At 72.2% G+C, this 26309-nt stretch carries 19 protein-coding genes; 9 read left to right on the forward strand and 10 right to left on the reverse strand.

All coding sequences use genetic code 11. From position 1 onward, the window contains the following. The first annotated feature begins 333 nt into the window (after positions 1-333). From ACH4K1_RS07585 to ACH4K1_RS07610, 6 genes are all read left to right on the forward strand, one after another. On the forward strand, positions 334-1578 hold the full coding sequence (locus tag ACH4K1_RS07585; RefSeq protein ID WP_398087547.1) for an Ig-like domain-containing protein: 1245 nt from the start codon (positions 334-336) through the stop codon (positions 1576-1578). Between the two features lie 91 nt (positions 1579-1669). Beyond that, entirely contained in the window at positions 1670-2437 is a 768-nt protein-coding gene (locus tag ACH4K1_RS07590; RefSeq protein WP_398087548.1) for an enoyl-CoA hydratase/isomerase family protein, read from the forward strand. A gap of 274 nt (positions 2438-2711) precedes the next feature. Then, positions 2712-3227 carry an ATP-binding protein gene (locus ACH4K1_RS07595; protein WP_228990081.1) on the forward strand — a complete coding sequence of 172 codons (516 nt, stop codon included), beginning with the start codon at positions 2712-2714 and terminating at the stop codon, positions 3225-3227. Between the two features lie 466 nt (positions 3228-3693). After that, positions 3694-4596, forward strand: a complete 903-nt coding sequence (locus ACH4K1_RS07600) for a polysaccharide deacetylase family protein (protein WP_398087549.1) — start codon at positions 3694-3696, stop codon at positions 4594-4596. A 39-nt stretch (positions 4597-4635) separates the two neighbouring features. Continuing rightward, positions 4636-4851, forward strand: coding sequence for an EF-hand domain-containing protein (locus ACH4K1_RS07605; RefSeq protein ID WP_398087550.1), 216 nt, complete (start codon positions 4636-4638; stop codon positions 4849-4851). A gap of 117 nt (positions 4852-4968) precedes the next feature. Then, entirely contained in the window at positions 4969-6024 is a 1056-nt protein-coding gene (locus ACH4K1_RS07610) for a CopD family protein (protein ID WP_398087552.1), read from the forward strand. Between the two features lie 46 nt (positions 6025-6070). Here ACH4K1_RS07610 and ACH4K1_RS07615 read toward each other — a convergent pair whose 3' ends face one another. The 4 genes from ACH4K1_RS07615 to ACH4K1_RS07630 all read right to left on the reverse strand — a co-directional run bounded on the left by ACH4K1_RS07615 (position 6071) and on the right by ACH4K1_RS07630 (position 12603). Further along, positions 6071-7609 (reverse strand): glycoside hydrolase family 6 protein, encoded by a 1539-nt coding sequence (locus tag ACH4K1_RS07615; RefSeq protein WP_398087553.1) that lies wholly within the window; start codon positions 7607-7609, stop codon positions 6071-6073. 86 nt (positions 7610-7695) lie between these two features. After that, positions 7696-8892 (reverse strand): glycosyl hydrolase family 28-related protein, encoded by a 1197-nt coding sequence (locus ACH4K1_RS07620; RefSeq protein WP_398087555.1) that lies wholly within the window; start codon positions 8890-8892, stop codon positions 7696-7698. A gap of 211 nt (positions 8893-9103) precedes the next feature. Beyond that, the gene (locus ACH4K1_RS07625; RefSeq protein WP_398087557.1) at positions 9104-11401 is read right to left on the reverse strand and encodes a peptidoglycan recognition protein; all 2298 of its coding nucleotides are present in this window, start codon (positions 11399-11401) and stop codon (positions 9104-9106) included. Between the two features lie 224 nt (positions 11402-11625). Beyond that, positions 11626-12603, reverse strand: coding sequence for a terpene synthase family protein (locus tag ACH4K1_RS07630; RefSeq protein WP_398087559.1), 978 nt, complete (start codon positions 12601-12603; stop codon positions 11626-11628). A gap of 650 nt (positions 12604-13253) precedes the next feature. Between ACH4K1_RS07630 and ACH4K1_RS07635 the strand changes: the two genes are divergently transcribed. Continuing rightward, a complete protein-coding gene (locus ACH4K1_RS07635) occupies positions 13254-17066 on the forward strand; it encodes a S8 family serine peptidase (protein WP_398087561.1) in 3813 nt (1270 codons plus the stop codon). Between the two features lie 51 nt (positions 17067-17117). Here the strand turns inward: ACH4K1_RS07635 and ACH4K1_RS07640 are convergent, their stop codons facing one another. Beyond that, positions 17118-18128 (reverse strand): helix-turn-helix domain-containing protein, encoded by a 1011-nt coding sequence (locus tag ACH4K1_RS07640; protein WP_398087563.1) that lies wholly within the window; start codon positions 18126-18128, stop codon positions 17118-17120. A gap of 611 nt (positions 18129-18739) precedes the next feature. On the opposite strand from ACH4K1_RS07640, the gene ACH4K1_RS07645 reads away from it, so the two are divergent. Further along, complete coding sequence (locus ACH4K1_RS07645; RefSeq protein WP_398087565.1) at positions 18740-20398, forward strand: catalase; 1659 nt, start codon at positions 18740-18742, stop codon at positions 20396-20398. Between the two features lie 300 nt (positions 20399-20698). On the opposite strand, the gene ACH4K1_RS07650 is transcribed toward ACH4K1_RS07645, so the two are convergent. Together ACH4K1_RS07650 and ACH4K1_RS07655 are read right to left on the reverse strand one after the other, a co-directional pair. After that, complete coding sequence (locus ACH4K1_RS07650) at positions 20699-21526, reverse strand: cytochrome c oxidase assembly protein (RefSeq protein ID WP_398087567.1); 828 nt, start codon at positions 21524-21526, stop codon at positions 20699-20701. Next, positions 21523-22014: a DUF2243 domain-containing protein gene (locus ACH4K1_RS07655; RefSeq protein WP_398087569.1), complete on the reverse strand. Its 492-nt coding sequence runs from the start codon at positions 22012-22014 to the stop codon at positions 21523-21525. Before ACH4K1_RS07655 ends, ACH4K1_RS07650 begins: the two co-directional genes overlap by 4 nt. Positions 22015-22178: 164 nt before the next feature. Between ACH4K1_RS07655 and ACH4K1_RS07660 the strand changes: the two genes are divergently transcribed. After that, positions 22179-22712: a hypothetical protein gene (locus tag ACH4K1_RS07660; protein ID WP_398087571.1), complete on the forward strand. Its 534-nt coding sequence runs from the start codon at positions 22179-22181 to the stop codon at positions 22710-22712. Between the two features lie 311 nt (positions 22713-23023). On the opposite strand, the gene ACH4K1_RS07665 is transcribed toward ACH4K1_RS07660, so the two are convergent. From ACH4K1_RS07665 to gcvH, 3 genes are all read right to left on the reverse strand, one after another. Then, the gene (locus ACH4K1_RS07665; RefSeq protein WP_398087572.1) at positions 23024-24409 is read right to left on the reverse strand and encodes an L-serine ammonia-lyase; all 1386 of its coding nucleotides are present in this window, start codon (positions 24407-24409) and stop codon (positions 23024-23026) included. 161 nt (positions 24410-24570) lie between these two features. Next, complete coding sequence (gene glyA, locus ACH4K1_RS07670; protein WP_398087573.1) at positions 24571-25830, reverse strand: serine hydroxymethyltransferase; 1260 nt, start codon at positions 25828-25830, stop codon at positions 24571-24573. A gap of 18 nt (positions 25831-25848) precedes the next feature. After that, a complete protein-coding gene (gene gcvH, locus ACH4K1_RS07675; RefSeq protein WP_398087574.1) occupies positions 25849-26226 on the reverse strand; it encodes a glycine cleavage system protein GcvH in 378 nt (125 codons plus the stop codon). Between the last annotated feature and the right edge of the window lie 83 nt (positions 26227-26309).

Here is a 26309-nt window from a genome sequence, read left to right on the forward strand (position 1 = left end):
CCGGGGACGAGAGGGGCGCCCCGGACACGGGGCGGGGCGGGTGTAACAGGGGCTGGACGATGTGTAGGGGGGGCCCCGCCCGGCGCGGCCCCCGCGGGGGCGGGGCCGGGGGCCCGGGGCCCCCGGGCCCGGCCCCGGAGCCCGTCCCCGGCGCCCCCGCGCCACCTGCACAGCTCCCCGGGAGCCTTCCGGACCAGTTGGGACGGAACGGTGACATCCCGGGGGGAGTTCACCCCGCTCGCGGTGTGATTATCTTGCGATGGGCGTGCAGGTGTAGCGCGCGGGGGTGCGGGCCACGGCGGGAGCCGGGCCGTGCGAGGGGAGACGACCACAGTGAACGGGCAGCCGATATCGGGGGCATCGGCCGGGGCGAGCGGGAAGCGGCGCGGCGGGACGGGGCTTCTGGCCCTGGTCCTGGGAGCGATGCTGTTGCTGGTGACGGCGTGCGGCGGCAGTGCCGACGCGGGGGACAAGAAGGGCGCCGCGGGCGGTGCGAAGAAGGGCGACACGGCCGCCTCGCAGGCGGTGGTGACCATCGCGCCCAAGGACGGGGCGGAGTCGGTGGCGACCAGCGGCGCCCTGAAGATCGGTGCCGAGCGGGGCAAGCTGACCACGGTGAAGGTCGCGGATCCCAAGGGCAACGAGGTGGAGGGCGAGATCTCGTCGGACGGCGCGAGCTGGACGCCCGAGCGGCACCTCGCCGCCGCCACCAAGTACACGGTCCACGCGGTCGCCAAGGACGCCGAGGGCCGTGAGTCGGCGAAGGACACCACCTTCACCACACTCGTCCCGGCCAACACCTTCATCGGGCAGTACACGCCGGAGGACGGCTCCACCGTCGGCGTCGGCATGCCGGTCTCCATCAACTTCACCCGGGGCATCACCGACCCGGACGCGGTGGAGCGGGCGATCAGGGTGACGGCCGAGCCGGCCGTCGAGATCGAGGGCCACTGGTTCGGCAACGACCGCCTCGACTTCCGGCCGGAGAAGTACTGGGCGGCGGGCACCAAGGTGACCGTCGAGCTCAATCTCGACGGCGTCGAGGGCCGGCCGGGCGTCTACGGCAAGCAGTCCAAGACGGTGAAGTTCACCATCGGCCGCAGCCAGGTCTCCACCGTGGACGCGAGCACGAAGCGGATGAAGGTGGTCCGCGACGGCAAGCAGATCAAGGACATTCCGATCTCGGCGGGCGCCCCGGCGACGACGACGTACAACGGTCAGATGGTCATCAGCGAGAAGCTCAAGGTGACCCGCATGAACGGCGACACCGTCGGCTTCGGCGGCGAGTACGACATCAAGGACGTCCCGCACGCCATGCGGCTCTCCACGTCGGGCACCTTCCTGCACGGCAACTACTGGGGCGCGTCCTCGATCTTCGGCAACACCAACACCAGCCACGGCTGCGTCGGCCTGCGCGATGTGCGCGGCGGCTACGACAACCAGACGCCGGCGGCGTGGTTCTACAACAAGTCGCTGATCGGCGACGTGGTCATCGTGAAGAACTCCCACGACAAGGTGATCCAGCCGGACAACGGCCTCAACGGCTGGAACATGGACTGGGAGGAGTGGAAGAAGTAGACCTCTTCCCCTCCTGAGGGATCCGGGCGGGCCCGGTGCTGTGACCAACGGCACCGGGCCCGCCGCCGTTAGCGGTGGTTAACCTTTCGGCATGACTGTGACTCTCGAAGTACGCGACGGCGTCGGCACCATCCGGCTCGACCGGCCGCCCATGAACGCCCTGGACGTCGCGATCCAGGACCGGCTGCGGGAGCTGGCCGAGGAGGCGACCCGGCGCGAGGACGTGCGGGCCGTGATCCTCTACGGCGGCGAGAAGGTGTTCGCGGCCGGCGCGGACATCAAGGAGATGCAGGCGATGGACCACACCGCGATGGTGCTCCGGTCCAAGGGTCTCCAGGACGCCTTCACCGCCGTCGCCCGCATTCCCAAGCCGGTCGTCGCCGCCGTCACCGGCTACGCGCTCGGCGGCGGCTGCGAACTGGCGCTCTGCGCCGACTTCCGGATCGCGGCGGAGAACGCCAAGCTCGGCCAGCCGGAGATCCTCCTCGGACTGATCCCGGGCGCGGGCGGCACGCAGCGGCTGGCCCGCCTCATCGGCCCCTCCCGGGCCAAGGACCTCATCTTCACCGGCCGCATGGTCGCGGCGGAGGAGGCCCTCGCGCTCGGCCTGGTCGACCGGGTGGTCCCGGCCGCCGAGGTCTACGAGCAGGCCCGCGCCTGGGCCGCCAAGCTGGCCAAGGGGCCCGCGCTGGCGCTGCGCGCGGCCAAGGAGTCGATCGACGCCGGGCTGGAGACGGACATCGACACCGGGCTCACGATCGAACGGAACTGGTTCTCCGGCCTGTTCGCCACTGAGGACCGTGAGCGGGGCATGCGCAGCTTCGTCGAGGAGGGCCCGGGCAAGGCCGTGTTCCGCTGACCCGTAGTCGTCACGGGTGCCCCGGTAGTCGGGTCGGACGGTCCCGCGCGGGGAGTTCATCCGTGAGAGCGGATTATCCGGGCCTTAAGGCAACCTTAAGGCCCGGAGCCGTCTCCCGCCGGGGGGTCCTCGGGGGCTGGGGCATCGCCGCAGCTCAGCGGGGCCGTCCAGGGTTGCGTCATGCCGGGGGTATATGCCAAAAGCCTTCCTCGGGGGGCCTGTTCCGGGGGCGCGGATTCCTGCGGATCCACCCCGGGGGGCGAAGCGTGCGGCCATGATGGTGGGCATGGCGGGCCTGGAGGGTGTGGATCAGCCGCGACCGCGCAGCAGCGCGACCGCGGCACGGTGGACGTCGACGATGGACGACGAACAGGCGTTCAAGGCGCTGGAGTTGTTCGGAAATCCGACCGAGGAGGAGGTCCGGCTGCCGTCGCGCCCGGAGTCGGCGGCGACGGCCCGGCGGCTCACCTCCTGCGTCGTGCTCCGCGAGTGGTCCCTCTCGCCGCAGACCGCCGAGTACGCGGTGCTCCTCGTCTCGGAGCTGGTCGGCAACGCCGTGCGCCACACCGGGGCCCGGGTCTTCGGTTTACGCATGGTGCGCCGCCGGGGCTGGATCCGCATCGAGGTGCGCGACCCCTCGCGCGGGCTGCCCTGTCTGATGCCGGTGCGCGAGATGGACGTCAGCGGCCGGGGCCTCTTCCTGGTGGACAAGCTCTCCGACCGCTGGGGGGTGGACCTGCTGCCGCGCGGCAAGACCACCTGGTTCGAGATGCGCATCGCCGACCGCTGACCCCCGCCGCCGGCCGTTGCCCGCCGGTCGCCGGTCGCCGGTCGCCGGTCCGCCGGGCCGGGCGGCCCGCGTCCGGCCCCCGGATGCGCAGAAGCCCCCGGTCGGCCGGGGTGCGGCGCTGCGGGGGCTTCTGACGGGGGCCGTGAAATGGGGGGTGTGTTCACGGCCGCTCATGACGACCTGGCCCGGGTCAATGGGGGTCGTGGCTCCGACTATGGCAGATGGGCGACCTCGGTGCCAAGGCGACTTGTCGGTATTTTCTAGGGCTAAACAGACATCGGCTGCGGGAATCGCAGGTGTGCTCCGTCACTTGCCTGGCATTTCATGCATCACTATGGCATCCCCTGAATGATTCATAGATCATTCGATGAACTGCTCAATCTCCGCATTTCGCCTGTCCCGCCTCTACCGTGTCTCCGGAACCGAGAGGAGCCGGTGGCAGCCGGGGAGCGCGAGGTGGTCGGGCATGGACGGGTGCGGGGCGCCGCTGGGCCGCCGGGAGGTGCTCGGCGCCGGGGCCGGAGCGCTGGCCGCCGCCCTGGCTGCGGGATGTGCCCGGGGCGGCGGGGCGGTCGGGCCCGCCCGCCCGGGCCCGACCGCCTCCGGGAGCTCGGGCGGGCCGCAACCCGGGACCTCCGCAGGGACCGGACCCGGCGCGGCGCCCCCACCCGCCGCCACCGGCCGGGCGGCGCCCCGCGCCGCTTCCCCGGCCCCCGCCCCGCGCCGCTTCCCCGGGCTGCCCGTCCGCATCGCGCACGGCCCCCGCGACCGGCCCCGGGTCGCCCTCACCTTCGACGGACGGGGCGACCCGGACCTCGCGCTCACCGCGCTCACCCGGTGCGAACAGGCCGGAGCGCGCGTCACCGTCCTGGCCGTGGGGACCTGGCTCGACCGCCACCCCGGCCTGGCGCGCCGCATCCTCGACGGCGGCCACGAGCTGGGCAACCACACCGAGCACCACCTCGACCTCGCGGCCCTCGACGAGCACGCGGCGTACGAGGAGATCCTTTCCTGCGCCCGGCGGCTGCACCGGCTCACCGGGTCCATCGGCGCCTGGTTCCGCCCCTCGCCCACCGCGTACGCCACCCCGCTCGTCGAGCGGCTCGCACGGCGGGCCGGCTACCCCCACGTCCTCGGCTGCGACGTGGAATCGCTCGACCACGCGGCCACCCGCGTCGCCGCCGTCACCCGCAAGGTGGCCGGGGAGCTGCGCAACGGATCGGTGGTGGAGCTGAGCCTCGGCCGTCCCGTCACCGTCGCCGCGCTGCCGCTGCTCCTCGCCGAGATCGGCCGGCGCGGGCTGCGCGCCGTGACGGCCACGGAGCTGCTGGCCCGACCGGCCGCCGGGGCCGCCCGTGCGGCCCGATAACCTGACCCCTGACATTCGGCATCACGAAGGGGCGGAACTGTGGCGGACATCGAGTCGGCACGGACGGTATTCGAGAAGTTCGACGCGAACGGCGACGGGCTCATCACGGCCAACGAGTACAAGAGCGCCATGGCCCAGCTGGGGGATCCCTTCGTCACCGAGACGGTGGCGCAGGCGGTCATCAACGCCCACGACGCCAACGGCGACGGCCGGCTCACCTTCGACGAGTTCTGGGCCGCGCAGAACAAGGCCTGATCCGGCCGGTACGCGGGCGGGCCGCAGGCGCCGCGGCCGTTCCGGGCGGCTTTCGCCTGGAACGCCCGCCGTGCGCGGCTTGCCGCGTCTTTGTCCAGGGGTGAGGATCGGGCCGTGATGTTCTCCGGACCCTCCTCGGACCCGGCCGCGCCGGCCGGGCCCGGCATGTCCCCGACGACGGTCGCCCCGAGACCGGCGGGCAGCGCGTCCCACGACGGCGCGCTGCCCGAAGGACCGGCCGCACGCCCGTGGGCCGGGCCGCTGCTGGTGTGCGCCGCGGGCGGCCTCGCGCTCCTCGTGGCCCTGCTCGGCCCCGGCGTCGCGGCCCGCGGCACCGGGGAGCTCCGGATACCCGGGGCGGGGCTCGCCGCCGTGCTCCGCACCGTCCTCTTCGCCGCCCTCGCCCTCCACCTGGGCGACCTCCTCGCCCCGCAGCTGATCCGGCCCGTGAGGGGCCGCCCCCGTACCGCCGTACGGAGCTGGGCGGTGACCGCCTCGCTCGCCGGGGCCGCCGCCGCTGCCGGGCAGATCGTCCTCCTCGCCGCCGTCAGCGGCCTCGGCATCACCGAGACGTACGGCACCCGCGAGGGCGGACTGCTCCTCCTCATCGCCAACGGCCTGGTCGTCGCCGCCCTCTGCGCCGCGAGCAGGCGCCCGGCCCTCGCGCTCGCCCCGCTCGCCGTCGTCATCGGCGCGGAGGCCCTGCGCGCCCACCCGGAGGCGTACAGCCCCGAGTTCGGCGCCGCCCTCACCGTCGTCCACCTGACCGCCGCCTCGCTGTGGACCGGCGGCCTGCTGTACGTCCTGCGCACCATGTGGCTCTGGCGCGGCTCGCCCGTCGCGGCCCGCGCGCTGCTCGGCCGGTACGCGCGGCTGGCGATCTGGCTGTACGTCGCCCTCGCCGCCACCGGTACGGTCTCGATGCTGCGCCGCCTGCCCCTGGACGTGGTATTCACCTCCGCCTACGGGCGCACCCTGCTGGTCAAACTGGCGCTCATGGCCGTGGTCAGCGTGCTGGCGGTGGCCGCCCGGCGACGGATGCTCCAGGACGCCGACCCCTCCGTCGCGCACCGGCTCGCCCGCCGCGAACAGGCCGTGCTGGTTCTGGTGGTGGTGGTCTCGGCGGTCCTCACCGCGGTCCCCGACCCGCACTGGATCTCGCTGCGGCCCTGACTCCCCCGGCGGGGCCCCACCGCGATGGGGCCCCGCCGGGCCTTCCTCACGCGCCGTCGATGAGCCGCAGCGCGAACTCCGGCGAGAAGTCACCGGCCTTGACCTGCGGCCCGGTGGCCGAGCAGCGGGAGTCGTCGGCGTGCCGGCCGTCGGAGTCGCCGGGGTTCTTGATCCACAGGTAGAACGCGGCGCCGCCCTCACCGATCCGGGAGGGCGATCCCAGCTTGCGCAGCGGCGGGTTGCAGAACCCGACCTGGCCGCTGGTCTCGTCGCCGGGGATCCGGTACGCGCCGTTGCCGTTGCGGGAGGTGTCCACGACCCAGGTCGTGTCCACGCCCAGCCGCTCCTTGACGCGGGCGGCGAGCCGGCGGCCGTAGTCGTTGGAGATGTCGGTGGAGTGGTAGTTGGCCACGTTCACCGCCACGCCGTCGGCCAGGTAGATGCCCGAGCGGCCCAGGAGGTCGGCCATGTCGCTCAGGCCGATCCCCTTGTCCGCCGGGTTGTCCTCGCGGCGCTCGCCCAGCGTCCAGGTCGCGTTGCCGGCGTCGATGTACGTCTTGACGTACGGTCCCTGCGCGTCGAGGTGCTGGTTGGCGTACCAGAGCATGTCGAAGCGGGCCTCGCGCTGCTCGGTCGTGAGGCAGTTCTGCTCCACGTCCGCCTGGGCCACCGCGTCGGGCTCCAGGATGACGATGGCCGGCCGCTTGCCGATGCCGGCGATGAAGGCGTCCATCCACTCCTTGTACAGCTTCGGGCCGTCAGCGCCGCCGCCGGAGGCGCCGCCGCAGTCGCGGCCGGGGATGTTGTAGGCGACGAGCGTGGGCAGCTGGCCGGCGGCCGTGGCCTGGGTGACGTACTTGTTGACGGCCAAGCGCACATCGGAGTCCCAGCCACCGAACCACTTGACGGTCATCCGGTCCGCCACTTCGGTGCGGATCCTGTCGCGGGTGAGCCTGTACGGGTCCTGCTCGGGGGCGGGGGCGGCGTCCACCCACTTCTTCGCGTTGGACTCGGGGTCGACGAAGAAGCCCTCGCGCGGCGTCGACGTCGTCAGCGAGACGTTGTCGAAGGTGAAGCTGCGGGCCTCGCTCTGCGCGCCGAGCTGGAAGGTGATCTGGCCGCCCACGCCGGCGGTCGTGTCGATCGTGGAGCGGAAGGTCCACTGGTACCGCTTGCTCACGGGATCCAGGGTGATGGGCTGCTGGAGGGGCGCGGTGAAGTCCCCGTCGGGCTCCTGGACGGTCGCCACGATGTTCGCCGGAGCCGAGGAGCTGGCGTCGAAGGAGAGGGTGTACAGCGCGCCCTCGCGCAGCCGGACGCCGTTGCGCCCCAGCATCGCGTCGTACAGCTTGGTCTTCTCGGGGCTCACGGAGGTCTTCATCGTGCCGCCGGTGTAGTCGGCGCCGGTGCCCGTGGAGGACCACCAGGTGGTGTTCGGCGGGGCGGTGCTGAAGTCGCCCTCGGGGGCGAGTTCGCCGTAGAGCAGCGGTTCGGGCGCGGCGTGGGCGGTGGAGGCCGGCAGCATCACGGAGGCGGCCAGCAGGGGTATCGCGGTGAGGGAGTACAGCAGGGATCTCGTGCGCACCGGTGTCGGTGTCCTTTGCTCGTGAGGATGGGGAAACGGGTGCGGGCGCTTCGGTGGAGCGCCCGCGGGGGACGACGGCGGGTTCCTCAGAGGAGGGGGCCCTTGCGGAGCACGGTGTTGCCGCCGCCGTCGTGCCAGTCGATCTCGACGCCGTCGATGTAGCCGGAGTTGACGACGGTGTAGGCGGAGCCGGACACGGAGACGCCGCGCGCGGGGGACGCCTTGTTGCGGCCGTCGTCGTTGCTTCCGGGCGTGACGATCAGACCGTCCGCGAGCACCTTGGCGGCCGAGTCCTGGACCTTCAGTCCGGCGTACCCGCCGCCGCCCAGGTCGTTGTTGCGCCCGTCCCGGTCCAACCGGCAGCCGGTGAGCTGGAGGATGGCGCGGGTGCTCTTCGCCACGACCTTGACGCCGTCGAACATGCTGCGGTCGGTGGAGCATCCGACGAACTGGATGACGCCCTCCCAGCCGTGCAGCAGGAAGCCGTCGCCGCCGGACCACTCCGCCCGGCAACTGGTGAACGTGGAGTTGCCCGTTCCGGCGATCCACCAGCCGGTCCCGTTGCAGCCGAGCGCGTACACGTCGTGGAAGACGGAGTCGGTGCAGTTGTTCAGCGCGATGCCGTAGCTGCCGGTCCACTGCACGGAGACCCGGTCGAAGTGGAGGCAGAAGGGCGCCTGCGGGCCCTTGGGGACGTCGGTGTTGTAGACGGTGTTGATCCCGATGCCGGTGACCTTGCGGATCTGCACGTCCCGGAGTTGGAGGTGCTGGATCTGGCCGACGGCGCGGATGCCGTCGATCTCCGCTCCGTCGCGCGGGAGGTCGCTGCCGTCGATCGTGAGGTCGAAGACGCGGGGCTCGACGGCCCGGCGCGCGTGGCCGCCCCGCAGTTGGTCGAGGATGAGCACGACGGCCTCGCCGGCGAAGTGCGGCAGCGGCTTCAGGCCGAACGGCGGGTCGGCCACGTCGTGTTCGTTCTCGCCGGAGCCGTGCGAGCCCCGCAGGGTGATGTAGGGGCCGATCCGCACGGGCGCGCTCGTACGGTACTGGCCGACCGGGAGGTACACGCTGTTGCCCGGCTCGCAGGCGTCCAGCGCCGCCTGGATCGCGGCCGTGTCGTCGGTCCGGCCGTCCCCCTCGGCCCCGTACGTCCTGACGTCGTGCCAGCCCGGCGCGGCCGCCGCCGCAACGGGCTCAGCCGCCGCGGCGTTCGGCGCCATGGTGGCCACCGACACGGCGCCCGCCGTCACGCCGCCGAGAAGAAGTCTTCGTGTGCGGTCCATACCGCCACCCCCGTTATTCGAACGCATGCTCGTGTATGAGCGGTGATCATCCAATCGGAGGAGCGCGGGCGTGTCCACCCCCCCCTGCGGCCCGTCCGACAGCACGAGGGGGGCGGACGACGGCGTTCCGGTCCGTGGACCGCCCTGTGCCGTCGTCCGCCCCCCTCCGGGGCCGCACGCAGACGGTGCGGCCCCCGGGTGGTGCGGCCCCCTACTTCAGGTAGACCAGCCCGTCCGTGGTCAGGGTCGGGCGGCCCGCCGTGCCGACGACCACGATCTTGACCGTGTGCTTGCCGGCGGAGGACCAGGACTTGGTCCAGATCGCCTGCCGGTACTTGGTGGCCGAGGACTTCAGGTCCACGGTGGCGGTCTTCTTGCCGTCGACGTAGACGTACGCCTGCCCCGAGGTGGCGGCCCGCGACACCGTCCAGGCGACGGAACGGCCGGTGAACGTCCAGGTCAGGGTGGAGCCCTTGGTGCTGCTGGAGTAGGACTTGCCGCCCAGGTAGCTGCTGGAGGACTTGGTGGTCCACTTCCCGCTCTTCTTGGCGGCGGACTCCTGGAGGATCACCGGGGCGCCGGAGACCGAGGCGGCTGCCGTGTTGCCCGCCCGGTCGTACGCCGTCATCTTCCAGGCGGTGGCCGTGCCGGGCTTCGCGGTGTGGGAGGCGCTGCCGGTGGTCGGGCCGTACGTCCTGGCGACGGGCGCGGTGAGCCGGACCTCCTTGAGGGAGGCGGCGTCGACGGCCTTCCACTTCAGGGTGACCGGGGCGGCGGTGGTGTTCACCGTGCCGGTGCGCAGGGCGAGGGACGGCTTGGCGGAGAAGACCGGCGCCGTGAGGTCGGCGACCACGGTCGCCGCCGGGGACAGGGAGGTCTTCCCCGACTGGTGGGTGGCCCGGACCTGGACGGCGTGCTTGCCCGCGGCGAGGGTGGCGGCCGCCGAGGTGACGTTGCCCGCGACGGTGGCCACGGGCTTCCCGTCGACGAGGAGTTCGTACCCCTTCACCAGGGCGGCGGGTGTGGTCGCCTTCCACCCGACGGTGATCTTCGACCGGGTGTAGTACGTCGAGCCGGAGGCGTTCGCCCCGGTCACCGAGGAGACGGCGAGCCCGGCGACGGGGCCGGCGGCCAGCGCCCGGACGGCCGGGAGCTGCTGGTAGAGCGAGAGGCCGGGGCACTCGGTGGCGAACCCGTCGCGGTGCCCGGAGATCCGCTGGAAGCTGTACTGCTGCCCGGCGACGAACTGCTTGTGGTCCATGTTGTTGCCGTTGGCCCCGGCGGTGAGCTGGACCGTACCGGCCGGGTCGGCCTTGTACTGCCCGAGCTTCCACGCGGCGACGCGGGCGACGGCGGTGGTCGCGGCGGTCGCGGCCTTGGTGTCGGTGTACATGCCGATCACGGCGATCCCGGTGGTGTCCCGGTTGAAGCCGTAGGTGTGCGCGCCCATCACGGGCCGGTCCACGCCGCCCTTGCGGCCCTCGAAGACCGTGCCGCACTTGTCGACGATGAAGTTGTAGCCGAGGTCCTTCCAGCCGTTCGACTTCACGTGGTAGGTGTGCAGGCCGCGCACGATGGCCGCCGAGTCGGCGCAGGAGTACGCGTTGGTCTGCGCCGTGTGGTGGACGAAGACGGCCTTGACCTGGTCCAGGTAGTCGGGCGCCTCGGTGCTGAGCGACTCGTCCGCCTTCCAGCCCGCGCGGGAGACGATCGGCGGCTGCGGAACGGTGGACGGCGGGCCGGGCGTCGTCGTCGGCGTCGGGGAGGCGGTCGGCGTCGTCGGCGACGCGGACGGGGTGGGGGACTCGGTGCTCGGCGTGGGGTCGGGGCTCGGCGGCGCGGGCGACTCGGTGGTCGGGGTCGGGGTCGGCGCCGGCTCGTCCGTGGGCGTCCCGCTCGGCTCCTCCGCGGGCGGAGTGGTCGGCGGCTCCTCGGGTATGGGCTCCTCGCCGGGGGTCTCGTCGACGGCGAACGCGGCCGGTTCGGCGGCGAGCGGGCCCGGGGCGCCGCCCGGGTCCACGGTGTCGAGCCGCAGCCCCGCCGGCAGCCCGGACCGGGCGCCCTCCGCGGTGGTCACGCGGACCTCGACGCCGTTGGAGGGGCCGACCCAGCGGGGTTCGGTGGTGCCGCGGACGCCGGACCGCCCGGCCTCGGTGCGCCCGTCGATCTCGGTGTCCAGCGGCAGCCAGCCGGTCCACTCGCCGGTGGCGGCGGAACGCGTACGGGCCTCGACCCGGCCGTCCACCTTGGCGGCCGGGTCGGTCCAGGTCACGCCGAGCAGGCTGAAGGGGGCGGTGTCGCGGCGCGTGAGGGAGGCGGAGCCGCCGTCCGCGGAGGTCTTCAGCGCGGCCCGGTGCACATCGGGCGTGACGGGGGCGGACTTGGCGTCGGCCTTCCGCTCGTCGCGTTCGCCGTCAAAGGCGCCGGTCGCGCCCTGGAACACCAGGACACCCGCCACGGCGGCCGTGGTGACGGCGGCCGTGGTCCAAACTCTTCGCTGCACTCTCATGTGTGTTTTCCCGGGGACGTCGCTGATGGGAAGGCAGACCGTTCCGACCGGCCAGGCGCTGACCGGGGGCACGACGTCGCCGTCGGCCCGGCCGGTGGGGCGACCCGGGACATGCTGCGGCCCACAGTCTTCCACGGGGCCCGGGGAGCGGTGCTCCGACCCCGGGCCCCGGGGCGGGTGGCGCGGCGTGCGCACGGGTCGGCGGTACGGGCGGGACGGGCGGTTCAGGCGGCGAAGTGGCGGGACAGGGACTCCCGCTCGTCGCGCTCCACCAGGTCCGGGCGCGTGTAGCGTTCGGCGCGCGCGTGGTAGTCGAAGTCGCCCCGCACGAGCCCCCGGTAGTCCTGGACGCAGCGCTCAAGGGCCTCTCGGGTCGGGCCCTCGATGCCCGCCGCCTCGATCTCCTCGATCAGTTCCTTTTCCGCCCTGTGCACCCGCTCGGCCACCCGGGCCAGTTGGATCCCGGCCTCGTCGACGGCTTCCTGGAGGGTGCACCCCCGGTCGCGTTGGATCAGCCGTACGGCGTTGTGCTCGTAACCGAGAGCCGCTTCCTTCTCGAAGGAGCAGATGTCGTTGCAGAGCCCCGAATGATCGGTGACCGCGTTCCGCAGGGCGATATAGGCGGGCAGGCTCCGGGCGGAATCCGGGAGGTCGATGCCGGCGGTGATCTCGTGCAGGCAGAGAAAAGGCTGCATGGCGACCGAATCGCGGCGGTGCTTGATGAAATCGGCCCTGCTCGGCACCTGTCCGGCGGCCCGCTCGACGGCCTCGGCGTAGTACGTCCACAGCCAGGCGGCGGTGTCCCGGCGGAACTGCCGGTTCCACTGCGGCGATCGGCCGGCGCAGGTCCGGTCCCGCAACCCGGCCAGGGCCCGCTCCATCGGTCCGTGGGGCGCCGCCCCGTCGAAGACGTCCACCAGCCGGGCGATCGCCGCCTCGCACACCAGGGGGTCGCGCCCGGCCGGACCGTCGTCGAACTCGTCGTCCACGAGGAAGGCCCAGAACAGCCATTGGCAGAACAGGTCGAGATGTTCCTGGGTGGCCTTCGGGAAGATGAGGGAGATCCACAGTTCCGGGCGGGTGCGAATCATTTTCCGGCGGGCCGGGACGGAAAGGTCCAGTCCTTCGGACTCGGCCCATTCCCAGGCGGCCTCACGCGTTTCGGCCAGGCCGGGATGGCATCCGGCACTTTCGAACGGCATGTGAAACGCGGGTAAGGTGATCTGGCTCATTGCTGCCCCTCGTCTGATGAATACAGGCGGATGATGATGTACGGCTCATTCGGGGTGACCGAGCCGGGGACGGGCCCGTCCGGAGCCGGCGGCCGGGAGCCCGGGGGCCGGCCGGCGGGGCGGCCGTGCGAGGTGGGAGGGCCATCGCGGTCCTCCTCCTTCCTCCGCCGGGGGCCGGGGACGCCGGGGCAGGGCAGGCGAGCCGGTGGGCGAGCGCGTCACCATGGGTGATGCCCAGTCAACCCCGAGTGGGGGCGCGGAGGGAAGCATGTGTGACCGAAAATGTCTGATCGCCCCTAATTCTCTGATCAGTACTGAGCCAACTGTGTACTGCTGGGGCCACGCCCCGGCGTGTTGTCGGGGCGGCGCCTCGTCGCGGGAGCGCCGGACGGGCGCGATCCCGCCGACGGCGATCGACCGCCCCTGAACCAGTGCCGCACGTACGGGCGTTGCGGCGGGGGCGCGCCTCGGCCGGGCGCGCGGCCGACGGGGGACACGCCGCGTGTCGTAGTAGCGACATGTCGTAAGCGCGACACCGAAAAAGCTGGTGCGGCCCCCGGGGGAGCCCGATTCTGGAGCCGCACCGCGTGTCCGTTTCCTTGCCCCCTGGAAAGGTTCCGATGCACATACGGCTTCGCCATGCCGCCGTTCTGACGGCAGGGGCCCTCATCGCCACCCTGGCTCCCACCAGCTCCGGTGCGAGCGCCGCCCCCGCGCCCGCTCCCCTCGGCACGAACTCCGCCGCCCGCCCCCAGGTCTCCACCGTCACGCTGGTGACCGGTGACCGGGTGCGGCTGGAGACCTTTTCCGACGGCCGGAAGACCGTGGCCGTCGAACCGGGTCCGGGAGTTCCGGAGTCCGGCTTCACCCAGACGGAGATCGACGAGCAGCTGTACGTGCTGCCCCACGCCGCGCTCCCGTACATCTCCTCCGGCAAGCTGGACCGGCAGCTGTTCAACATCACCTCCCTGATCGAGCAGGGTTACGACGACGCCCGCTCCTCCGCCATCCCGCTGATCGCCCGCTACACCGGCGGTACGGACCCCACGGCCAAGGCGGCGCCCACCGGTTCGCGCAAGGGCCCGGTCATCAAGAGCCTGCGCGGCTCGGCGCTGAAGGCGGACAAGAAGCAGGCCGGGCGCTTCTGGAAGGGCATCGACGACGACGCGCTCGCCGGAGGCGACGCGCAGAACGCCTCCAGGAAGCCCTCCTCCAAGAAGGCCGCTTTCGAGGGCGGCGTCGAGAAGCTGTGGCTGGACGCGAAGGTCCACGCCTCCCTCGACCGCAGCACCGCGCAGATCGGCGCCCCCGAGGCGTGGCGGGCCGGATACGACGGGAAGGGCACGACCGTCGCCGTCCTGGACACCGGCGTCGACGCCACCCACCCCGACCTGGCCGGGAAGCTCGGCGAGGTACGCAACTTCACCCCCGACCCCACCGCGAAGGACGGCAACGGCCACGGCACCCACGTCGCCTCCACCATCGCCGGCAGCGGCGCCGCCTCGGACGGCTCGCGCAAGGGCGTGGCGCCGGGGGCGAACCTGCTGGTCGGCAAGGTGCTCAACGACAGCGGCTCCGGCGCGTACTCCACCATCATCGCCGGCATGGAGTGGGCCGCCCGCGCGGGCGCCGACATCGTCAACATGAGCCTGGGCGGCCCGGCCACCGACGGCACGGACGTCCTCAGCCTCGCCCTCAACGACCTCAGCGAGGAGACCGGCGCCCTCTTCGTCGTCGCGGCGGGCAACACGGGCGCCGACTACACCGTGGGCTCCCCGGGCACCGCGGAGAAAGCCCTGACCGTGGGGGCCGTCGACCGCGACGACACGCTGGCCGGCTTCTCCAGCCGCGGCCCGCGCGTCGGGGACAGCGGCGCCAAGCCCGACCTCACCGCTCCCGGCGTCGGCATCGTCGCCGCCCGCGCCGCCGGTACGTCCCTGGGCCGCCCGGTGGACGCGAACTACACCGCCTTGTCGGGTACGTCCATGGCGACCCCGCACGTGGCGGGCGCGGCGGCGATCCTGGCCGGACAGCACCCCGACTGGAGCGCCCGGCAGCTCAAGGACGCGTTGATGAGCACGACGCGTACCGCACCCGACCGGACGGTCTACGAGCAGGGCACCGGCCGGGTGGACGTGGCCCGCTCGGTGCGCCAGCGGGTGCGCGCCACCGGCACCGCCGCCTTCGGCTCCCTGGAGCCGGACGCGGGCCCGCGGAAGGTGAGCGTCACCTACACCAACGACGGCGACGTGCCCGTCACGCTCACCCTGAACGCCACCTTCGACAAGCTCTACGGCTCCCCGGCCCCGGCAGGCACCCTGGAGCTTCCCGCGCAGGTCACCGTGGACGCCCACGGCACCGCCGAGGTGGCCGTGACCCTCGACACGCCCGCGCTCGCGGAAGGTGTCTACGGCGGCCGCCTCACCGCCGTCTCGGCCGACGGGCAGACCGTCGCGCACACCGTTCTCTCCGCGGCGAAGACCCCGGTCACGCACAAGGTCACGCTGCGCGGCATCGACCGCGCCGGGAAACCGGCCGCGGTCTCGCCGCTGATCATGGAGAGTCTGACGGGCACCTCCGGCGTCTACGAAGAGGTTCCGGCCGGGCGGAGCCTGACGGTGAACCTGCCGGAAGGCACGTACTCCCTGCAGGGCCTCATCTCGCAGTACACGGAGGAGAACGCCGCCTACAGCCTGGTGGTCGACCCCCGGGTGCAGGTGAGCGCGGACATGGAGCTGGTGCTCGACGCGCGCAAGGCGGTCCCCGTGGAGATCCGGACCCCCAAGCCGGCCGTGCAGCAGGGCGCGCTGCACTTCTTCACCCGCTGGAAGACCGGCGACCACGAAGTCGTCAACTCCTTCACGCACGGATTCAGCGGCGGGCAGTCCCTCTACGTCACGCCCACCGAGAAGGCCCTCGAGGGAACGACCTTCGAGTTCACCTCCCGCTGGCAGCTGACCGCGCCCACGTTCGGCGCACGCGCGGTCTCCGGCTCCGCCGCGGCCGGGGTCCCCGTCCGCCTGCTCCACAACTCTCCCGCCGTGCAGGGCGTGCGGCGCCTGCGGGTGGTCGACGCGGGCTCGGGGCGCCCCGAGGACTACGCGGCGCTGCGCGCACGGGGGACGGACGTCCGCGGAGCCGCGGTCCTCGTGGGAGTGGAGGGGCCGTTCTATGACGAGGCGGTGACCGAGGCCGCCCGCGCGGGAGCGGCGGCCGCCGTCATCAGCGGCGCCACCGGTGACCTGTACCAGCCCGCGTTCTGGCAGCCGGTGAGCGCACGGCTGCCGGCGATCGCCCTGTTCGCCCCCCGCGCCACCGCCCAGCGGCTGCGCGCGCCGGGCACCGTCCTGGAGCTGAAGGGAACCCCCGACAGCCCCTACCTCTACGACGTCCTGCAGGTCTCCGAACAGCGCATCCCCGACCGCGTGGTCCACCGGGTGGGGCCGGAGAACACGGCCACCGTGGTCTCGCGCTACCCGGACACGAGCGGAACGGACTACGTCACGGAGAACCGTCAGGCCTACCGCCCGTGGCAGGGCGTCAACGTCGCCATGACGTCCCGGTACCTCCGCACCGGGCAGGCACGGACGGAGTACCTGAGCGGTCCCGCCGACACCCGGTGGCTGCACTGGGTCAACCCCCGCAACACCTGGGCGATCCACGCGATGGGGACCGGCATGTTCGGCCCCCTGCGCACCTACCGCCCCGGTGAGCGCACCGCGGAGAGCTGGTACGCCCCCGTGGTGCGCCCGGCGATCCCCCGGGGCGTCGAAGAGCTCGCCCACCGCGAGGACGACCGGCTGACCATCGGGATCCCCGAGTTCGCCGACAGCGCCTCCGGCCACTACGGCTACGCCCTGCCCCGCGGGAACGCCGCCGCCCCCCACCCCGACGAGACCCGCGCCGTACTGCGCCATGAGGGCAAGGTCCTCGCCGAAGGCCCGCGGGCGTGGGGCGTCTTCCCGGCGGGCGGTAACGCCGGCCGCTACACGTTGGACCTGGACGTGAAGCGCACCGGTTCCGAGGGCGTCCTCTCGCGGGCCACCAGCACCCGCTGGTCGTTCACGGCCCCCCGCCCCGCCGAGGGCGAGAAGTCGCTGCTCCCCCTTCTCCAGCTCGACTACGACGTGGCCACCGACCTCCGGGGCTCCGCCCCCGGCTCCCGGTCCTTCGCCTTCGACGTGAGCGCCCGCCACCAGGACGGTCTGACGGGCCGTTCCGTGAAGGGCGTGCAGGTGTCCGTCTCGTACGACGACGGCGAGCACTGGCGGACGGCGACGGCCTCCGCCCGGGGCGACGGCGCCTACCGCGTCCGGGTCGCCCACCCCCGGGCGGACCGCACCGGCGGGTACGTCACGCTGCGGGTCCGCGCCTGGGACGACGCGGGCAACGAGGTGACGCAGGAGATCGAACGGGCTTACGCACTGAGGTAGTAAGCGGGACCAGGAAGCCGCGACCGGCCCCGGTCGCGGCTTCCGCACGTCCTATGACAACCAGCCGCGCCGCGCGGCCTGCCACACCAGCTGCGTACGCGTCGTCGCGCCCGCCCGCTGCATCAGCGCGGTGATCCTGCGCTGCACCGTGCGGTGGCTGACGCCGAGCTGGGTGGCGATCGCCTTGTCCGCCACCCCCGCGACGACCAGGGAGAGCAGATAGCGTTCGTCGCCGGCGAGACTGCCGCCCGGCCCCATCCCCCCGGCGAAGTCGGCCAGCTCGCCCTCCTCCGTGACGTGCAGCGGGGTTCCCGCCGCCCACTGGATGTCGAACAGGGCGATGAGGGCGTCCAGGAGAGTGCTGCTGCGGATGATCGCGGCGGTCGGCTCGCCGCGGGCTCCGGACGCCTTGCCCGGCATCAGCGGGCAGACGGCGACGGAGCTGTCGATGATGACCATGCGCACGGGGAGCGTGCTGGTGGCGCGCGCCGTCTCACCGGCGCGGATGCCCTGGGCGACGTTGTCGACCATGCCGGGCTCCTCCAGACAGGCCCGTTCGTAGATCGCCTCGTAGCGGATGCCCTGGGCGAGCAGCTCGAACTCCTCGGTGTTGTCCTGGGCGCGCAGCGCCACGGGATCGGCCTTGCAGAACCACCGCAGGTCGCTGCGGGCCCCGTAGGCGAGCGTGCGCAGACGCCGGCGGATGGCGCCGCCGCCGGTGATCACCTCCACCAGCTGCCCGGCGTCGTGGCAGCGGCCCCCCGCCCGGTACTCCTCGGTCAACTGCTCCACTCCGCGCCGGGCCCCCTCCAGCGCTTCCTGGCCGCGTGCCAGCAGCGGTTGCAGCGCCACGTCCGGCGGGACGGGCACGTACCGGGTGCCGCCGTCGCCCGGCGGACGCTCGACCAGGCCCTTGTCGTGCAGGGAGGACAGCAGCAGCGCCGCCTCGTTCTCCCGGAGGTGGAGCCGTTGGACGATCTCGTCCACATCCGCGTTCCGCACCTCCACCAGGAGGCGGTAGATCCGTTCCTCCGCAGCCCCGATGCCCGCTATCTCCAGCACGCGCCCTCCCTCGCCCCAGCCCGCCCCGGACGGACGCCCACGGTGGCATCCATGATCGAACAGGATGCGAGCGGCCCTGTCGAGCGCCCGGAAGGCAACGCGGTGCGGACGCAGTCGCCCCGGTCAGCCCCGTAGGAGGGGCCCGCGTCCCGCCGGTGCGGGCGGAGGCGCTCCCCGCCCCTGCGCTGACGAGCGTCAGCAGTTCCTGCCGCGACGTCGCCGTCTCCTCGCGCCGCACGGCTGGTCCGCAGGAACAGCGCCACCCCGAGCCGCCGCTCCAGCCGCTTGACCGTCTGGCTCACCCGTGCGCCATCGCCGCCCGCGCCCTCGGACACGACGCGACGGCGTGGCGGCGAAGCCCCGGGGCGAGGCGATGACAAAGGCGGCGCGGCTCCCGGGTTTGAGGGCACGGCGCCGGGATACTCGGTCGCCCTCCCTCTTCTGCCGTCGAGGGAGACACCGCATGGTCCTCCATCCGCTGGAGCAGCGTGGTATCCCGCTGGACCGTCGACCGGGGAAGTCGACACCCGGCCCCGCGCTCCCGTCCCGGGGCCGTCGTCGACCGCGGCCCCGCACCCCACTACGAAGACGAAGAGAAGGAGCAGGTGGCTGTGACAGACGTAGCGAGCGCCGGATCGGGCGCGGACGACGACCGGCCGGAGCTCACGAACCGGCAGGGTCATCCTGTTTTCGACAACCAGAACCAACGCACCGTGGGGGCCCGGGGGCCGGCCACCCTGGAGAACTACCAGTTCCTGGAGAAGATCAGCCATTTCGACCGGGAACGCATCCCCGAGCGTGTGGTGCACGCGCGGGGCGTGACGACGTACGGCTACTTCGAGGCGTACGGGAAGTGGGGCGAGGAGCCCATCGCTCGCTACACCCGGGCCAAGCTGTTCCAGGAGGCGGGCAAGCGCACCGACGTCGCGGTCCGTTTCTCCACGGTGATCGGCGGCCGCGACTCCTCCGAGGCGGCGCGTGACCCCCGTGGGTTCGCCGTCAAGTTCTACACCGAGGACGGCAACTGGGACCTGGTGGGCAACAACCTGGGTGTGTTCTTCATCCGGGACGCGATCAAGTTCCCCGACGTCATCCACGCTCTCAAGCCCGACCCGGTCTCCCACGAGCAGAAGCCGGGCCGCATCTTCGACTTCATGTCGCAGACTCCGGAGAGCATGCACATGCTGGTGAACCTGTTCAGCCCCCGGGGCATCCCCTCCGACTACCGCCACATGCAGGGCTTCGGCGTCAACACGTACAAATGGGTCAACGCCGAAGGCGAGTCGGTACTGGTCAAGTACCACTGGCTGCCCAAGCAGGGCGTCCGCAGCATGACCGCCGAAGACGCGGCGAACGTCCAGGCGAATGAGCTGGGGCACGCCACCAAGGATCTCTACGACGCGATCCGGCGGGGGGAGCACCCCGAGTGGGAACTGGTCGTGCAGATGATGTCCGACGACGACCACCCCGAGCTGGACTTCGACCCCCTGGACGACACGAAGACCTGGCCGGAACAGGACTTTCCGCCGAAGGCGGTGGGCCGAATGGTCCTCGACCGGGTGCCGGAGAACTACTTCGCGGAGAACGAGCAGGTCTCCTTCGGCACCGGTGTCCTGGTCGACGGACTGGACTTCTCCGACGACAAGATGCTGGTCGGGCGAACCTTCTCCTACAGCGACACCCAGCGCTACCGCGTGGGCCCGAACTACCTGCAACTCCCCGTCAACCAGGCGAAGAACGCCCACGTGGCCACCAACCAGCGCGACGGGCTGATGGCGTACGACAACGGTCCCCACGGTGAGAACCCCGAGGTGAACTACGAGCCGTCGATCACCGGAGGACTGCGTGAGGCGCAGTATCCGACCCACGACGAGCAGGGCCCGGAGATCCGCGGCCGCCTGACCCGTAAGCGCATCCCCCGGACCAACGACTACCTGCAGGCCGGCCAGCGCTACCTCCTCATGGAGGACTGGGAACGGGACGATCTCGTGACGAACCTCGTCGGCATGCTCTCCGCATGCGACCGAGCGGTGCAGGAGAGGATGGTCTGGCACTTCCTCCTCGTCGAGAACGACCTCGGCCGCCGGGTCGGCGACGGGCTGGGCATCGCCCCGCAGGACGTCAAGGGGCTGAAGCCCCTGGCAAGCCAGGACCTGTCGGACGAAGACCGTGAGCGCCTTGCGCGGCTCGGCGAGAACCCGCCGCGTGACGTCGCGGGCCTGACGATGACGCACTGCGTGCCCAACGAGCGGCACGTCGTCCTGCGCTGACCGGGCCGCCGGGCCGCGCCCGCTCTGGAGCAGAGGGGGAGAGCGAGGGGCCGCCCCGCGGTGGCGGCCCCCACCGCCGCCGGATCGGTGGGAACCCGCAGGGCCCCGGGGGGCCGGGAACACGGCCGGCCCCCCGCCCCGCCTGCCGTCGGCGGTACGGGCGGCCCCCGCCCCACGGCAGCGGTACGGGCGGGCCCCCGCTCTCACCGGCCCGGACTTCCCGCACCGCGGGCAGCACGGCCGCCCGGGAGACGGACTGCTGACGGAACGGCTGAAGGGACCGGCTCCCACGGCTTTGCCTCAGGACCGTACGCCGGTCGCCGCCGGCAGTCCGCGCCCCGTGCCCGACCGGCGTCGACGGTGCGCCCGGGCGCGGCCGCCCGCCCGGTACCAGGAGGCGGCGAGCACCGCTCCGAGAGCGGCTTCCACCAGATCGCCGCCGTAGTACATGGCTTGGGCTCCGGCCCGCAGGTCGGCCGGGGCGAAGGCGGTGCCGGGCGGCGGCACCGCGTACAGGGCCTTGGCGAGGACGGCGTGTGCGGCACCGGCGACCAGCAGGGCCGCCCCCCGTAGGGCCAGGTGCCATCGCCGGCGTACGGGATCCAGCTGGCAGACGGAGAATGTGAAGAGCAGTCCGGCGGCCAGGACGTGCACGTGCATGACGGCGTGTCCCGCGGGGTCGTGCTGTGCGGCCGCGAACAGTTCTGTGCGGTACAGCAGCCATAGCCCTCCCCCGTCGATGAGGGCCGCGAGCGGGGGGAAGAGCAGCCAACCGGCAGGGCGTGAGTGCGCGAGGGCCAGAAAGCCCCGGCGCGGGGCGCCGGGAGGCAGGACGCGCAGGGCCAGGGTGAGGGGACGGCTCAGGACGAACAGCAGGGGGGCCGCCATACCCAGGACCAGGTGGCCGACCATGTGGGCGGTGAACGGCGTGCCCGGGGGGAGGCCCAGAGCGGCCCCTGCCACACCCGTACTCCCGGCGGTGGCGGACACGGTGCGCCACCGGGACCAGGTGTCCCCTCGCCGCCGCAGACGGCCTGCGGCCCACCAGTAGGCGACGGCAGCCGCCGACGCGGCGACCGCCAGCGCCTGCTCGAACAGGCCGGGGCCCGCCCCGTGCGCGAGGATCACGAGGCCGACCCGGCCCGGTCGGACCGGCGAGCGCGGACACCCAGCACGAGACCGGTCAGAAGAAGCGCCAGGCCGCCGGTGTTCCATGCCCAGTCGTACGGGGTGATGTCGACGCCGTAGCGGATCTGGTGCAGGCGCAGCAGCTTGTGGTCGACGATCCCGTCGAAGAGTTGAAAGGCGCCGAGTCCCAGGAAGAAGCCCGCCCAGCCGTACGCCGGTGCCAGAGTGCGGGAGCGACGGAGATCCGCATAGAGGAAGAGCCCCGCGATCAGCCCCAGCAGCTCTGCGGTGTGCAGCAGCCCGTCCGACAGGAGACCCACACTGCTGGTGGAGCGGTCGTAGAAGTGGTGCCATCCCAGGATCTGGTGGAAGACGATCTCGTCGACCGCCGCCATCACCGCCGCCCCGATCATTCCGCACACCAGCAGCGACCTGCGGGCGGCGGGCGGCGCCGGGCGCCCTGGACGTCGGTGGACCGATGCGTTCATGAAGGCCGCCTCCTGGTACGAGCGGCGTCTGCCGCCCGGTACGCCTACCCGTTCACGTGGCGGCGAGCCGCCGCCCGCGGCATCCGGGTGAACAGGCCGGGGCCCGGACGGCGCTTCGCGTGAAGGGACGAGTCAGGGGGACGGGTGCGGGTACTCGGCGGCGCATGATCAAGAGAGCAGTGCGACAGGGGTTGATCGCGGGCCTCGCCGGAGGTGTGGCCATGACCCTCGGCGAGAAACTTGAGCAAGCCGTCACGGGACGGCCCGATTCGTACGTTCCGGCGCGGGTCCTCCAGCGGCTGACGGGCATGCCCGAGCACCCTGGGAAGCAGCCTTTGCCGGTGAACTGGGCCATGCACTTCGGCCAGGCCGCCCTCCTCGGCGTGCTGCGGTCGGTCATGGCCCACGCCGGGCTGCGGGGACCGGCCGCCTCGGCGAAGTTCGCCGTCGTACGCCTGACCAACGACCAGATCCTGGAGAACGCCACGGGCGTCGGGGCTCCGCCCTCCACCTGGCCCCGCGGAGAGCTCGTCGTCGATGTGCTGCACAAGAGCGTCTACGCGTTGGTCACCGGCGCCGTCGCCGACGCCCTCGCGGCCCGACAGGGCCCCGGCCCCGGACAGAGCCACGCGGCCGTCCGTCCGGGCCGGCACTCCGACGTGGGCCCACCGCCCCGTAAGGATGCTTCAGACCGGTGACCCGCCGGAGCCTCACCCGCTGAACCGCTGCCGGTGCGCCGGTCGCCGGCTTCACCGCTCCTTCGCTCCAGGGGCTCGTCGTCGGCTCATCCGCTGCTCTTCCGCGTCAGGCAGCCGTGTCCGAGCCGCAGGGTGTCGGCCATCCGCCACCCTCCACCGTCACGCCCTGACCGCATGAGCCACCCGGCCCCGGGACCAGGCCCTGCCTGCCCGGCGCCGGCCTTCTGCGACATCCTGTGGCCCGGTCCGGCGCCGAGGAAGGCCCTGACAGCGCCGAAAGATACGAACGCGCCGGTCAGGGCCGGCCGCCCTCAGCACTCGATGATGTTCACCGCGAGACCGCCCCGCGCCGTCTCCTTGTACTTGACGCTCATGTCCGCGCCCGTCTCCTTCATGGTCTTGATGACCTTGTCGAGGGAGACCTTGTGGCTGCCGTCGCCCCGCAGCGCCATCCGCGCCGCCGTGACCGCCTTCACCGCCGCCATGCCGTTGCGCTCGATGCAGGGGATCTGGACGAGGCCGCCGACCGGGTCGCAGGTCAGGCCGAGGTTGTGCTCCATGCCGATCTCGGCGGCGTTCTCCACCTGCTCGGGGGAGCCGCCGAGGACCTCGGCCAGGGCGCCGGCCGCCATGGAGCAGGCGGAGCCGACCTCGCCCTGGCAGCCGACCTCGGCGCCGGAGATGGAGGCGTTCTCCTTGAACAGCATGCCGATCGCGCCCGCCGCGAGGAGGAAGCGCACGACGCTGTCCTCCTTCTCCGCCTCGGTGCAGCCGCCCGCCGCGAAGTTCATGTAGTAGTGCAGTACGGCCGGGATGATGCCCGCCGCGCCGTTGGTGGGGGCGGTGACGACGCGGCCGCCCGCCGCGTTCTCCTCGTTGACGGCCATCGCGTAGAGGGTGATCCACTCCATCGCGTGGGCCTGCGGGTCGCCCTCGGCGCGGAGCTGGCGGGCCGAGTTCGCGGCGCGGCGGCGGACCTTCAGGCCGCCGGGCAGGATGCCCTCGCGGGACATGCCGCGCGAGACGCACGCCTGCATGACGCGCCAGATGTCCAGGAGCCCGGAACGGATCTCCGCCTCGGTGCGCCAGGCCAGCTCGTTCTCCAGCATCATCGAGGAGATGGACAGGCCGGTCTCCCGGGAGAGCCGCAGCAGCTCGTCGCCGGTGCGGAACGGGTGCTTGAGGACCGTGTCGTCCGGGACGATCGGGTTCTCCCCGGCCACCGCGTCCTCGTCGACGACGAAGCCGCCGCCGACCGAGTAGTACGTCTTCTCCAGGAGCGGCGCGCCCTCGGCGTCGTGCGCGAGGATCGTCATGCCGTTGGCGTGGTACGGGAGCGCCTTGCGGCGGTGCAGGACCAGGTCGTCGTCGAAGGCGAACGGGATCTCGTGCATGCCCAGCAGGTTGATCCGGCCGGTGGAGCGGATCTCCTCGATCCGGCCGTCGGCGGACTCCACGTCCACGGTCTGGGGCGACTCGCCCTCCAGGCCGAGCAGGACCGCCTTGGGCGTGCCGTGCCCGTGGCCGGTCGCGCCGAGGGAACCGTACAGCTCGGCCCGTATCGAGGCGGTGTGCGCGAGCAGCCCCTCGTTCTTCAGGCGGCGCGCGAACATCCTGGCGGCGCGCATCGGCCCCACCGTGTGGGAGCTGGACGGGCCGATGCCGATCGAGAACAGGTCGAAGACCGAGATGGCCACGGGATGACTCCTTGGGGGTGGGAAGACGCCGTTGTCTGCCGGGGTGGTGCGGGGACAAGCGGGGGCAAGTGGGGTGGCGGAGGACAAGGGTCGGGGCACCGCGCTCACTCGTCCAGTGTGCGCGGTGCCCCGTCGAGATGCGCGGAACCGCAGGCCAGGTGCTACTTCAGGCCGGGGTACAGCGGGAACTTCTCGGCCAGCGCGACCACGCGGGCCTTGAGGTCGTCCGCGTCGTACGACGGCTTGAGGGCGGCGGCGATGATCTCCGCCACCTCCGTGAACTCCTCGGCGCCGAAGCCGCGGGTGGCCAGCGCCGGGGTGCCGATCCGCAGGCCCGAGGTGACCATCGGGGGGCGCGGGTCGTTCGGAATGGCGTTCCGGTTGACCGTGATGCCCAGCTCGTGGAGCCGGTCCTCGGCCTGCTGGCCGTCCAGCTCGGAGTTGCGCAGGTCGACCAGGACCAGGTGGACGTCGGTGCCGCCGGAGAGGACGGAGACGCCGACCTCGGTGACGTCCGGCTGGACCAGGCGCTCGGCCAGGATGCGCGCGCCGTCCAGGGTGCGCTGCTGGCGCTCCTTGAACTCCTCGCCCGCCGCGATCTTGAACGAGACCGCCTTGGCCGCGATCACGTGCTCCAGCGGGCCGCCCTGCTGACCGGGGAAGACCGCGGAGTTGATCTTCTTGGCCAGCTCCTGGGTGGAGAGGATCACGCCGCCGCGCGGACCGCCGAGGGTCTTGTGCGTGGTGGTGGTGACGACGTGGGCGTGCGGCACCGGGTTGGGGTGCAGCCCGGCCGCCACCAGACCCGCGAAGTGCGCCATGTCGACCATCAGGTAGGCGCCGACCTCGTCCGCGATGCGGCGGAAGGCGGCGAAGTCCAGCTGCCGCGGGTAGGCGGACCAGCCGGCCACGATCAGCTTCGGCTGGGACTCCTTGGCGAGGCGCTCGACCTCCTCCATGTCCACGACGCCGCTCTCGTCGACGTGGTAGGGGACCACGTTGTAGAGCTTGCCGGAGAAGTTGATCTTCATGCCGTGGGTCAGGTGACCGCCGTGGGCCAGGTTCAGGCCCATGATCGTGTCGCCCGGCTTCAGCAGCGCGAACATCGCGGCGGCGTTCGCCTGGGCGCCGGAGTGCGGCTGCACGTTGGCGGCCTCGGCGCCGAACAGGGCCTTGATCCGGTCGATCGCGATCTGCTCGACGACGTCGACGTGCTCACAGCCGCCGTAGTAGCGACGCCCCGGGTAGCCCTCGGCGTACTTGTTGGTGAGGACGGAGCCCTGGGCCTCCATGACGGCGACCGGAGCGAAGTTCTCCGAGGCGATCATCTCGAGGGTGGACTGCTGGCGGTGGAGCTCGGCGTCGACGGCGGCGGCGACGTCCGGGTCCAGCTCGTGGAGGGAGGAGTTCAGAAGCGACATCAGGGGATCCCTTGGGTCTCAGTTGCCGGAGAACGCGGTGTACTCGTCGGCGGAGAGCAGATCGGCCGGCTCCTCCGCGACGCGCACCTTGAACAGCCAGCCGCCCTCGAAGGGAGCGGAGTTCACCAGCGAGGGGTCGTCCACGACGTCCTGGTTGGTCGCCGTCACCTCACCGGTCACCGGCGAGTACAGGTCGCTGACGGACTTGGTCGACTCCAGCTCCCCGCAGGTCTCGCCCGCGGTCACCGTGTCACCGACCTCCGGGAGCTGGGCGTAGACGACGTCGCCGAGCGCGTTGGCCGCGTACTCCGTGATGCCGATGGTGGCCACGCCGTCCTCGAGGGCCGACAGCCACTCGTGCTCCTTGCTGTACCGCAGCTGCTGGGGGTTGCTCATGACCTGAATTCTCCTGTACGCGGGGGAGTGCTGATGAACGGTGGTCTTACGGGGTGAGACGGAGGTACGTCACTTCCGTGACG

Source organism: Streptomyces sp. NPDC017448 (genome assembly GCF_044330565.1).
Lineage (GTDB): Bacteria > Actinomycetota > Actinomycetes > Streptomycetales > Streptomycetaceae > Streptomyces.